The organism is Cellvibrio sp. pealriver (assembly GCF_001183545.1).
GTDB lineage: Bacteria > Pseudomonadota > Gammaproteobacteria > Pseudomonadales > Cellvibrionaceae > Cellvibrio.
In genome coordinates this window covers 89621-101350 of the sequence record NZ_KQ236688.1, presented here as the reverse complement: position 1 = coordinate 101350, position 11730 = coordinate 89621, and the positions used below count along the sequence as shown (strand labels likewise).

Annotated in this window: 14 protein-coding genes; 11 read left to right on the top strand and 3 right to left on the bottom strand. The window is 41.0% G+C overall.

Features of this window, described 5'->3' with window-relative positions:
• Nucleotides 1-209 precede the first annotated feature (209 nt).
• From VC28_RS00435 to VC28_RS00385, 11 genes are all read left to right on the top strand, one after another.
• Complete coding sequence (locus VC28_RS00435) at nt 210-755, top strand: hypothetical protein (protein ID WP_049628928.1); 546 nt, start codon at nt 210-212, stop codon at nt 753-755.
• Nucleotides 756-825: 70 nt separating this feature from the next.
• A complete protein-coding gene (locus tag VC28_RS00430) occupies nt 826-1512 on the top strand; it encodes a hypothetical protein (RefSeq protein ID WP_197085462.1) in 687 nt (228 codons plus the stop codon).
• 161 nt (nt 1513-1673) lie between these two features.
• Nucleotides 1674-2081, top strand: coding sequence for an energy transducer TonB (locus VC28_RS00425; RefSeq protein WP_049628926.1), 408 nt, complete (start codon nt 1674-1676; stop codon nt 2079-2081).
• Nucleotides 2082-2228: 147 nt separating this feature from the next.
• A complete protein-coding gene (locus tag VC28_RS00420) occupies nt 2229-2660 on the top strand; it encodes a hypothetical protein (RefSeq protein ID WP_049628925.1) in 432 nt (143 codons plus the stop codon).
• A 582-nt stretch (nt 2661-3242) separates the two neighbouring features.
• Complete coding sequence (locus tag VC28_RS00415) at nt 3243-3635, top strand: TIGR03067 domain-containing protein (RefSeq protein ID WP_049628924.1); 393 nt, start codon at nt 3243-3245, stop codon at nt 3633-3635.
• Between the two features lie 282 nt (nt 3636-3917).
• A complete protein-coding gene (locus VC28_RS00410; protein WP_049628923.1) occupies nt 3918-4325 on the top strand; it encodes a hypothetical protein in 408 nt (135 codons plus the stop codon).
• A gap of 125 nt (nt 4326-4450) precedes the next feature.
• On the top strand, nt 4451-4777 hold the full coding sequence (locus VC28_RS19665) for a hypothetical protein (protein ID WP_197085461.1): 327 nt from the start codon (nt 4451-4453) through the stop codon (nt 4775-4777).
• A 141-nt stretch (nt 4778-4918) separates the two neighbouring features.
• Nucleotides 4919-5437 carry a DUF4476 domain-containing protein gene (locus tag VC28_RS00405; RefSeq protein WP_049628922.1) on the top strand — a complete coding sequence of 173 codons (519 nt, stop codon included), beginning with the start codon at nt 4919-4921 and terminating at the stop codon, nt 5435-5437.
• A 605-nt stretch (nt 5438-6042) separates the two neighbouring features.
• Nucleotides 6043-6501 (top strand): DUF6194 family protein, encoded by a 459-nt coding sequence (locus VC28_RS00395; protein ID WP_049628920.1) that lies wholly within the window; start codon nt 6043-6045, stop codon nt 6499-6501.
• 139 nt (nt 6502-6640) lie between these two features.
• Complete coding sequence (locus VC28_RS00390; RefSeq protein WP_049628919.1) at nt 6641-7153, top strand: hypothetical protein; 513 nt, start codon at nt 6641-6643, stop codon at nt 7151-7153.
• Between the two features lie 340 nt (nt 7154-7493).
• Nucleotides 7494-7835 carry a hypothetical protein gene (locus VC28_RS00385; RefSeq protein WP_049628918.1) on the top strand — a complete coding sequence of 114 codons (342 nt, stop codon included), beginning with the start codon at nt 7494-7496 and terminating at the stop codon, nt 7833-7835.
• 228 nt (nt 7836-8063) lie between these two features.
• On the opposite strand, the gene VC28_RS00380 is transcribed toward VC28_RS00385, so the two are convergent.
• From VC28_RS00380 to VC28_RS00370, 3 genes are all read right to left on the bottom strand, one after another.
• Nucleotides 8064-8957, bottom strand: a complete 894-nt coding sequence (locus tag VC28_RS00380; RefSeq protein ID WP_049628917.1) for a S1/P1 nuclease — start codon at nt 8955-8957, stop codon at nt 8064-8066.
• Nucleotides 8958-9246: 289 nt separating this feature from the next.
• The gene (locus tag VC28_RS00375; protein ID WP_049628916.1) at nt 9247-9627 is read right to left on the bottom strand and encodes a DUF2195 family protein; all 381 of its coding nucleotides are present in this window, start codon (nt 9625-9627) and stop codon (nt 9247-9249) included.
• A 225-nt stretch (nt 9628-9852) separates the two neighbouring features.
• Entirely contained in the window at nt 9853-11562 is a 1710-nt protein-coding gene (locus VC28_RS00370) for a DUF5597 domain-containing protein (RefSeq protein ID WP_053094138.1), read from the bottom strand.
• Nucleotides 11563-11730 lie beyond the last annotated feature (168 nt).

The following is an 11730-nucleotide window of genomic DNA, read 5'->3' as shown; positions in this document are numbered from 1 at the left end:
CTGAATACCTGTTGCTGCAGGTATGGGCTCCACCTTATCGCGTTAAGAATGATAAGAAAACTGATGAAATCAATCATACAAAGTGCTGCAACCCGCGCACTTCGTGCGCTGGACAGTTTGTAAGTCGCGGCTTTGTGGTTTTGCTGCGCAAAAGTAATCCACAAAACCACGACTTACAAACTGCCGTTGAGCACGGCGTTAGGTAAAAAATGAGACTTTCAATTATTTCGGTAATGGCTTGTATTCTTTTCGGTTCGCCTGTTATGGCCACTCCCGAGGAGGAAGAAAAGCAATTTGAACTTGAATATGAGCAACAAAAGCAGAGTGCTAAAGAAACAATCCCAAGTATTGTAGAAAGGTATGCTCTTTCTTTTGGTTGCGTTTTTAATATGCAAAAAGACAATGTGGTTGAGTTAAAAAATTGGAAAGAGCTATCGTACCTATCGCTCTATTCTTTAGATTTGGGTTGCTCAGGTGGCTCTGCAATGAGTAGGCCATACTTTGTGGTTCTTTCAAATTACGACCGTTCGCACCCACAACACATTTTTGTTAATCCTAAATACTCATTGCCGTCTCAAACATCGGATAGTTTTCCTCAAACAATAACCGGTATTTATGCCAAAGGTGAGAAAATATACTATTCGGCACTGGAGTTTGACTTCGCAAAAGATGCTCGTTGTTGCCCTTCAGTTAAAGTTGAAGGTGAGCTGGTGTTTGAAGAAGGGCGATGGAAGCCTATGCAATCAAAGAAATAGTTACCTAACAATGTGCTCCAACTCGCGCACTACGTGCGCTGGACAGTTTGTAAGTCGCGGCTTTGTGGTTTTGCTGCGCAAAAGTAATCCACAAAACCACGACTTACAAACTGCCGTTGAGCACGGCGTTATGTTCAAACCCAACTACTTTTCAGGAAAAATCATGATCTTTAGAACATTAGCTAAATATTTCTTAATAACACTAGCTTTGGCGGTTATGTATGGCTGTGCATCAAAACCTCAATCGTTAAGCAACCTTAATCCTGTATCTGATAAGAAAAGCTTTATTTTGAAAGAGCCTATAATTGAAAGTCTTGCAAAAAATAATAAATTGCAAATTGCAGTTATGAATGGCAAATATACAGCAGTGTATGAAAACGAATATGGTGTTTTTTATGAAGGAGAGGCCTATTCAGTTATTTATAGCGCAAGAGAGGATCTCTTCATGGTTAGAGCTGGCGGGTTGTATATACCAAAAGAAAAAGAAAAATTTGTTAGACCTTTTATCTATTTCAATAAAAATTGGCAACAAACCGAAAATCTTAAAGCCAGTGTTGAACTAGCCAATAAAATTAAATCAACTATTGCCGAGGGCGGTAAGCCTGACACTCGAAATGAAGTTGTTGGCGGTGGCCTGATCATCGACTCCATCATCAATAGCGCAAAAGGCGAGTTAATTTTTATATCTGGAGATGGTGAATATTGGTCTTTTTCAAAGCAAAGCAGTAATGCTTTAGTTAGAGATTTAGCGAATTAATCAGTGCCGTAGAGTAAGAACATAACAAATCGCTGAAGCATCGCGCACTACGTGCGCTGGACAGTTTTTAAGTTGCAGTTTTGTGGTTTTGCTGCGCAAAAGTAATCCACAAAACCACAACTTAAAAACTGCCGCTTAGCTCGGCGTTATGAAGGGAAAGTATGAAACATTTAGTAATTTTGGCATTTTGTGGAGCGTTATCAATCTCATCCTTCGCCCAAGAGAATATCCAACGACAAAAATCCACAAATTGTAAAAGTTTGTGTCAGTCTAAAGAGACTTGCACCAACTTAATTATTGAAAATATAGCCATGAATTGGTCAAGGCCACCCGTAAATGAAACGAAAAACACACAAGTAACGGTAAAAATATTATTGCTTCCTGACGGCGCAATAGAGTCTGCTTCAATCGAAGCTGGCAGTGGTCACGAAAGGCTTGATAATTCGGTTTTACAAGCAGTCAAGAGAGCCTCCAGTTTTTGTGAAATACAGGGTTTAAGCCATGAAATATATGAAAAAAACTTCAAAGAATTAATAGTTGTATTTAACACTCAAGACAGTAGAAATTAACAATTCATAACAAGGCGCTCCAGCACCGCACACTTCGTGTGCTCGACAGTTTGTAAGTCGCTTTTTTGTGGTTTTGCTACGCAAAAATTTCCCACAAAAAACCAACTTACAAACTGCGGCTGAGCTTGGCGTTAGCAAGGAAAAAATATGAAAGATCCAGCATATCTAATGGAATTGAAAGAGCTTTATGCTGAGCTTAAGGAAAGTGGAAAAGATGAAGTGGATAATAAAATTGAGCAAATCAAGAGCGCGTTTACCTCGTTGGCCTTATTCATCGCAGTTGCAATCGTTGCACCAATTATTTCGTTTTACGTAATTATTCCAAAAGAGTCTCCTGAAACCTGGTTTACGCGAGCTGGTTCAGTTACTGTTGTTTTTGGTCTACTAGCTGAAATCGCAATAGCAAAGCTAAAACTATTATCTTTTACAGATAGCTCCCCGTTTTTGTATGGCCATATATATTTAAAGCGCAAATATTCAAATATGGTTCGGTGGGCAGATAGAGGAACTTTATTAGTAGTGATATTTGGCACAGTCATATGGGGCTATGGTGACATTCTCTATCGCGCATTTAATTAAAAAATTGCTAACAAATCGTTGCAGCACCGTGCGCTTTGCGCACTCGACAGTTTGTAATTCGCCTTTTTGTGGTTTTGCTTCGCAAAAGTATTCCACAAAAAGCCAACTTACAAACTGCGGCTGAACTCAGCGTTATGAATGGCTGGGCTTCTTTAGCGTGGCTCTAGAAAGTTAGTGCTAATTTCTTCAGCATTGAACATTGAGCAAGTTTTGAAATGGGCAGTTCCGTTCTTCGTGCAGTAGTTGGTTTTGTGTTATCGCACTTTGTAGCTTGCTGCCACTAGTTATTTTGGTGATAAACGAGCTTCGTAGAGAGGCTTGCCAGTAAGAAGGTTTGCTGCGAATATCAGCAGCAGTATTTTTAACAGGGTGCCACGGTTTGGCTTCAGTTTTTCTTTCAAATTCAGAGCCACACCGGGCATTCATAACAAGTCGCGCCAAAATCGCACACTACGTGTGCTGGACAGTTTGTAAGTTGCATCTTTGCGGTTTTGCTACGCAAAAGTATTCCGCAAAGCCACAACTTCCAAACTGCCTTTGCGCTCGGCGTTAGGCAAATAAAAACCCAAAATTGGGCTTAAAATGGAAAAAGAAGAATATAAAAAATTTAGTGGCTCATGGGTTCAAGTAAGCTGCAACTCAGATGAGATAGAAAATCCTAATGAAAGTTATGGTGCAGCTCCTGTGGTAACGTTCCAGAAGAATGAGTTTGTGGTTGTTAATGCCGAGGGAGCCACTTTAATAAAAGGAATATTTTCCATAAATCCGAATGTTACCCCAAAGCAAATAAATTGGACTGATACATATGGGGATGATGTTGGAAAAACATTTCCAGCTATATATGAAATTAGTGAAAACGTTTTGTTATTTTGTGTGGCAAATGAAAATATGTGTAGGCCTAGCGCGTTTGAGTCTAAAATTGGGCATACCATACGAATTTTTAAGCGTAAGTGCCTAACAAGGTCATCAAGCTGATGGTTTGTAAGTCGCCAATTCGCGCATGGCTTCGCCATTATTGCGCAAATCGTCAACTTACAAACCACAGCTTATAACAACGTTATAAAAAATATGGAGAAACACAATGACAAATAATAAAACTGGCGGCAATGGAAAAACTCCACAATCACCGCCACAGAAACCTAGTGAAAATAGAGGTGGTAGCGGGCGGAATTCTTCAACATCCTCTTCTGGGAAATTGCAGAACAACAATCAAACCACTACGAGTACTGGGCCTAGAAGCCCAAGTAATAGTAAAAAATGAAATTATCAGGCTATAAGCAGTCATATTATGACTTTAGCAGCTCAGCAAGTTCTGTAAGTCGGCAGGCTTCATTTGCGGGAATTGCATTGCTTTGGATCTTTAATACAAAAACAGGTAATACATATACACTTCCTGAAAACTTGCTTTGGCCTGCCTTATTGCTTGTTCTGAGCATTTTCTGTGACTTGCTGCACTACATAGTTGCATCTGCAATCTGGGGCATTTTTCATAGAATTAAAGAAATAAAATATGGCGCTGGAAATGATCCAGAATTACAAGCATCCAAATACTTAACTTGGCCTATTAATCTTTTCTTCTGGTCTAAACTTGGTTTTGTTATTTTGGGTTATGCAGGTTTATTAGGGTATGTTGCCTGCGCAATAACTTTTAGCGGCCATTTATAACAAATCGCTCAAGCACCGCGCACTACGTGCGCTGGACAGTTTTAAAGTCGCAGTTTTGTGGTTTTGCTGCGCAAAAGTATTCCACAAAACTACAACTTTAAAACTGCCGCTTAGCTCGGCGTTATGTGAATATTGAAATGAACATTCCAAAAAAAGGAAGTAGAAAAATTAACGTGGGCGAAAATGAGTTTTTGTGGCTCATCAGGCCAAAACCTACGTACTCACAGGACTGTTTAGGTTCAGAAATAACTGCTGTCGTTGAGCCGGTGGAATTGAGCGGCACTATCTTGCGAATTACTTTTCCATTCTCACGTCCAGACGCATCTCTTAAATTAGGCTCTGAGAGCGTAACTCCGAGCATGATTGAGAGATGTATTAAAAATGCTATTTCTCAAGGCTGGAACCCTAAGGCTTCAAGCGGTACTTTTGAATATAGGTATACAAGCACATAACAAAGTGCTGCAACCCGCGCACTGCGTGCGCTGGACAGTTTGTAAGTCGCGGCTTTGTGGTTTTGCTGCGCAAAAGTTTTCCACAAAACCACAACTTACAAACTACCGTTGAGCACGGCGTTATGCTTTAAAAGAGAAATTATGACTAAAGTAGATAAAATAGGAATAATTTTAGCTATATCAGGTCTGCTGGTAAGCGTTTTTGCGTGGCAATTCCCAGTATCTGGTGAAGTAAAAAACACGCCTCCGGCAGTGTTAACATTTCAAGAAAAAAATTCAGATATTAATTCTAAAAGTATCGCTGAGCCTCTAGAGTTTATGGTGTCAGTCTCGTCTGTATCTGAAAGTAGCTCACCTCTTGGGAAAGAAGTAAGAAAATTAGAATTTTCAGAGTTCCTGTATCAATTTAAAACATTTTCGCTTGATTCAGGTAAGTTAGGTTATGTGCAAAAATCCAAGCATGTTTTATCTAATAAACTGAAATTTAGCGAACTAAATGTGCTTTTGGGGGAGCTGAATATGGACTCAAATAAAATAGCTTTAGTTTCCATGCTGGAAAATCATTTTGAGCCACCTAAGGAAAATGACCTAGTAAATTACACGAATAGTTTCATTCTTGACTCTAATCGTCAAAAAGCATTATCCCTAATTTACCAGTAGAGCATAACAAAGTGCTCCAACCCGCGCACTACGTGCGCTGGACAGTTTGTAAGTTGCGGCTTTGTGGTTTTGCTGCGCAAAAGTAATCCACAAAGCCACAACTTACAAACTGCCGTTGAGCACGGCGTTATGGGGGCAGAAAGGTTTTGGTTTGTGCGTACTGAAAGTTCGTAAAAGCAAAACCGGTAATTTTCTGAGTTGGTTCGTTTTGGGTTTTATCAGGCTGAAGTTTTATCGCTTGTAGCGGCAAAACGTTAAAATCCGAAGTGAACGTTTTTTGGTTTTTTTAGGTACATTTTGGTGCCTTCGGTAGAAACGCTTTCGCACTTTAAAACCACTATTCTGCTGGTTTTGCAAAAGCGTTATTCTGTTTCTGGTTTTACGCGCTCAAGGTTTTATTAAAAGCGGAAAAAGCATTTTTCTCTGTTCAAGCAACGTGCAAAAATGCCAATCCCATAACAAGTCGTTCCAGCACCGCGCACTTTGTGCGCTCGACAGTTTGTAAGTCGCCTTTTTGTGGTTTTGCTTCGCAAAAAGTTTCCACAAAAAGCCAACTTACAAACTGCGGCTGAACTCGGCGTTAATATTACCAATAAGGAAAATTGATGAAACCTGAAAGTATCATAAAGCACATTGCTGAAAATTTTCATGGCGTTGTTCCGAAATCTAGTTGGGGAGAAACCTCATTATTTTACAATCCCGGAAAAGCCTTACCCAACGGTGTTTATTTCTGCACAATCAAAGAAAAGAACGGGGAAAATGACAAATCATCTGAGCTAGACAGAGATGGAATATTCAGGGTGAGTATTGGAATTAATAAATCCAGTTATGAAAGGCTGTTTGGTTTAAAACCACCAAGGCCAGCCAAGGGCGGAATTATTAATACCGGCCATGACTTTACTGCGTTAAACACTTTAATGCCGCATCCTATTTACGGATGGATGAATTGGGTACAAATTCTTAACCCAACCGAAACAGCATTTACAGAAATTCTTCCTTTAATTGAAGAAGCTCATGGAAGTGCTGTAGTAAAATTCAATAAAAAAATATTAACAAGTCGCTGAAGCACCGCGCACTACGTGCGCTGGACAGTTTTTAAGTCGCAGTTTTGTGGTTTTGCTGCGCAAAAGGTTCCCACAAAACTACAACTTAAAAACTGCCGCTTAGCTCGGCGTTAAATAAAGCAAAATCGGAGCCATATACTTGATCGAAGAATTTTCACAAATCGTTGGTTTAGTCTCTGCTTTCGCTGCGGGAAGGGATGGTGAGAAGCTAAAGCAATTAGCTGAGTTTCAGCAATGGCTTATAGAACACAACCACAATGAAATTTCACAACGAATCAGTGAAAATTCGTCTACATCCACTTTTGTAAAGGCATTTTTAAATAGAGAACTACCGCAAATTCAATCTAAGCTCGATATTCTGACGGCTATGGTACAGGTTCTTATTGAAAAGCAGGACGGAACGGAAGAGTCTAAGCCAGCCAACATTCACTACGCTAAAAACGTATTTCGTCTAATTTTACAGCAAGCAATATCTGAAAATTATTCAATTACTGAATTCGAGTACGTAAATGCGGAAATAGAATCATTCCTTCACAGTGAAGGCATTCACTATAATTCATATGTTCTCAAACATATTATTCGTGAGTGCTTGGAATTTAAAGAAACGGCATATACATCAGTCGAAAAACATTGGCTTGAACTTACAATGTAATTATTTAACAAGTCGTTCCAGCTCGCACGCTACGCGTGCTGGACAGTTTTTAAGTCGCAGTTTTGTGGTTTTGCTGCGCAAAATTATTCCACAAAACCACAACTTAAAAACTGCCGCTGAACTCGGCGTTAGAACTCCGAGTTACCCACCAATTGTAGACACCCTGTATAGTTATATTTAAGCGAAAAAGTGTTTCAATTTCATATGGTGCGTTTATCGCTGAAGGTCCGCTTCTGGCCGTTATGCGAAGTTCGGTAGCCTTGCCGGCTGCTATACCTCGTTGATAGATAACCGACTTAATCAAATTTAAAAATAATTAATTGAAGGATTTTTTTAAAGCATGCGTGCAATTTTATTAATTCTAATTTTCAATGCATCACAGGTTTTTGCTATCGGAGCTGACGAGTGTTTTCTCCGAGCTGTAGTTGATAACCGGGAAATAATACTCAAGAATATCGAGGTAGCTCCTCCCACTTACGGTCTTAGCGGTTCCAATAACTATGGTTATTGTGAAATGGATAGCGGGTACAGTGTTTTACAGTGTTCCGCAGCAAAGGAAAATAAAGGGGTGTTGGTTTATGAACTGGATGCAGAAAATATTGATGAGCAAGCCTACCAGTGTAAATCCGGATGCGATGCTAATATTGCGAGAAAATTTGTGATGGTGTGCGAAGGTGGTTAATGTCCGCTCTTGGCCGAAACCCGAAATAGGTTAATGCAGCGTTCTAAATCAACATTTCATGTTGGGGTTCGCAAGCTCACCACCAACCTACATTTCTAAACTTGTAGGTGGTGAAGCGTGAACTTACAAACCTGATACGATCAAAAATGCTATAAACAAAAAGCCCGCCCGTTTTAAACGGGCGGGCTTTTTGATAACTACACTAGTTGACTAAATACCTTAAAAAAATTAATTACTAAGCCCTTCATTCAGCAAACTCGCCAACCTGATTCCGGCTTGTTTTAATCTTAGTTTGACCACGGGAGAAAACTCTTCCAAATATTCATTGGTCATTTGGATCGTTTTTTTATCTTCTCCGTCATCGAGGCGTTTATTTTGCGGCTCATACCAGCAGGCATTATTTCGTTGGGTGCAGTAGGAAACATCCGGATTTATTGTAATTTCATACGATTCGGCAGCCCATTGCCACGGGACCGAATCTGCCCACTGGGTTTTATCTGTTTCCGATATTTCGGCGATAAGTGAATCGGCTGCACGATACGCACGTGTGAATCTCGCCCAGCCAAATTGTTTTTGCATCCAATTTCCGGGAAGAATGGTATTTTCAATAATGCAGTTATCCCATACTGCATGCAGGTTATCGCCGGAGCATTTCCCTCGTTTGATAATTGAATTTCCGCCGCGATCATCCGCATAGGAAATATGCAGCGGCTGATGAATATCACCCACCCAATGCCCTAACAGAATCATCGCCCTTGCGCGTTCAGTATCCGGCCTGGTTTTGTCGGCAACAATATTAAGATCGTCTTTGATTGCACTGATAACGCAAGGTTTATCGTTTGGGCAACCATCTTGCTCGATAACAAGAATGTCGCGACTGTAATTGGCAAAATGGCTGGCAGGGCTAGTGCGGGGCATTTCATCTGCTTCCAAGCAAGCGTGATTAAAAGACTTGTACTCACCATCAACACTCAGCAACCGGTTTACCTCTGCTCTCGCATCTGTTGTCAGATTTCGGTACGCGATTTCACAGACAACCACATGCCCATACTTTCCCCAAGCAAGCGCCGTATTGGGTTGAAATATAAAAAGTATTGCAACAAACGACATCAGATAGCGCATAACCCTTCCCTCATACCGTTATTGTGATCCCAATAAAAGTCTCACCCGCTTTATAGCAGGTGGGATTTTTTAATAGAAGAAACTGAACGCTATTAAACACCCGCTCATCATTTCATTATTCGTTCAACGTTGACCGAGCGATATGAAAACAATTTGATAAATTGATGACACTTTTATGGAGGCAGCAAAAAATGACATATCAGACTGCAGGCTTATAAAAATTATCCCTAAATAAAAAGCCCGCCCGTTTTACAACGGGCGGGCTTTTAACACCGGATATATTTAAAGATTAATCAGACTGAGCACAAGAAAAGCTAACCTCCAAATCAACTTTATCGATCAACGCATAATCTGCAGCAAGAGGAATTATTTTATTACCAGATTTTTCCAGCGCCACTTTTCCACTTAACAAATATGACTTATAAGAATCCCGATGGGATGATACTGAAAATAAACTCAATGCTGACTTACAACCACATTCTGCGATTGAATCCTTGAGCTGGATATTAAATAACAACATTGGGATAGCAGTGTCTTTTACTATTTTTGAATAGCTAATTTTTGCACATGCAGAAAGCTGATTATTTATCATAACCATTTCATCCGCTTTCGCGATACTGCTGAAACCAATTAGCAGAACCAGTATACATTGGAATTTTTTCACTACCATTTTATATTCCTTTAAGGCTATTCACTTCAGTTAATAAGTGAGGTGAATATTCATGCTTAAACATTTATTGTTCAAGCCGTTAATTGTGACATATTTCAATACACTGAAATAATTAGCATGAAAAAGCCCGCCTGTTTCACAACAGGCAGGCTTTTTTGCTAAACGAAAATTTATAGAGAGTAGCACCCCTTTCCCTCTGGGAGAGGGTTAGCGTGAGCGCAATAATCAATTGACTTCGTAAGCTGCCATTTTCACTTTTAGTGTAACGGCGCGGTCACTGAAGTTCATGCCCCAATCGGTTTGGTCGCCGTTCCATACGCGATCCACTACCCATTGCCCCTTAACAAAATTACCTTCTTCTACACGGTCAATCATGTATTTTTTATTGGCTAATTCTGTTGATGGTTTAAATTCCACGCGTGCTTTGTGTGCTGTTACCAAATATTCGTTTTCGCTCAATTGCACAACCAAGGCACCGCCTGCCGCTGGCGTGTTGCCTTCTGGCGGCGCAATCCAGAACATCGGGCGGCCGTAGGTGACTTCTATGTCCCATAGGCCGCCATCGACCACTTGCGTAAGTGCAGCGGGACGGTCTTTTTTATGCTGGTCTTTTTCTTCCGGTGTTGCCTCGGCATTCCAGATTTTTTGTGTATCGCCAGTGGTGTCTAATGGTTCTGCAAAACCCCAACTGTTATTTTCAAATAACAATTTTGCCCACGCGCGCATATTGGGTTCTATTGCGCGATAGTGCTGTGCAAAGTGTTCGATGGTTTCATCGTTATATTCTTTTGCACCAAGCGGGTAGTTGGTGTAGCCAGTGTCATCCATTCCGAATGGAGAAAAGCCAATACCACCCATGCCCAGCGTTGGATATAGATAACGGGCGTAAGGTTGGTCATTGCCAATTTCTGCAACAAACAGGGCGTTATCTGGTCTGGTATAAAGCTCCAATACTTTGCTGACGGTTTTGTGGTCGCGGAAATAAATATCCGGGGCAATCAAATCAATATCGGGCGCAGCCGCTTTCCAAATGTGTAACACGTTGTCGGTACCGCCACCGCTGGAATATTGCCCCGGCAAGCCCGGGTTAAACGGATTGCGCAGCGCTACATTCACGTACATGGGTAAGTTTTTGATTGCTTTACCGGCAGCGGTAATGTCATTGCAATATTTTGCGATGTGATACGCGTGAAAAAATTCATCGGCATCTTTTCCGAATACCTGCGCCCAGGTTCCGGCTTTCAGTTTTAAGGTTTCAACCAAATCAGCAGGTACAGGTGAATTGAAGGCCTGCTGTGCGGTAGGAGAAAAATCGCGCACGGAACCGTAGGTGCCGACTTCGTTTTCCACTTGCACCATAATCACGGTGTGGTCTTTATCGGTTTTTTTCAGGTACTTCATTAATTCAACAAAGGCTTTTTTATCTGCCTCCATTGTGTTCTTACCTAAAGGCGACATGGAATTCAATGTATCGCCATCTTGCTTCACTACACGGGGAAAACGTTTGTTATCCAACTTCACCCATGCAGGTGCGTAATGCGGTGCGTTGTTTTTCCAGGTTGCAAACCACAGCAACACCACTTTTACATTGCGCTCGCGCGCTTGCTTGAGCAGTACATCCACGTACGAAAAATCAAACTGGCCTTCAACCGGTTCAATCTGTTCCCATGCCACTGGAATGCTCAGGGTATTGGCATGCATTTTTTCAACCGAGGGCCACACATCTTTTAATGCCGCGGGATAATTACTGGAATTGTTGGTCTGTGCACCCAGCATAATAAACGGCGCACCATCCACCATTAGCGCATGTTTGCCGTTGTTACTCACTAACTGCGGAAGCTCGGCAGCCTGTAATTGCGCAGGCAAAAAAGCCGTTGCGCACAGCGCCGCGATTGCAGGTATTAACGCGCGGAAAAATGTGGGTGTGTATTTCATAAAATGGATTCCGGAACTGAGTATTTTGATGCAGGAAAAATAAAACGGCTGCAGATAATTATTACCCAATTAGTATTTTTGATAGGTAACCAGGCAGGACTTTTTACCTACCATTACAAAATTATGTGGCTTCTTAAACTAAAAATGCCCTGTATCGCATTTGCGATA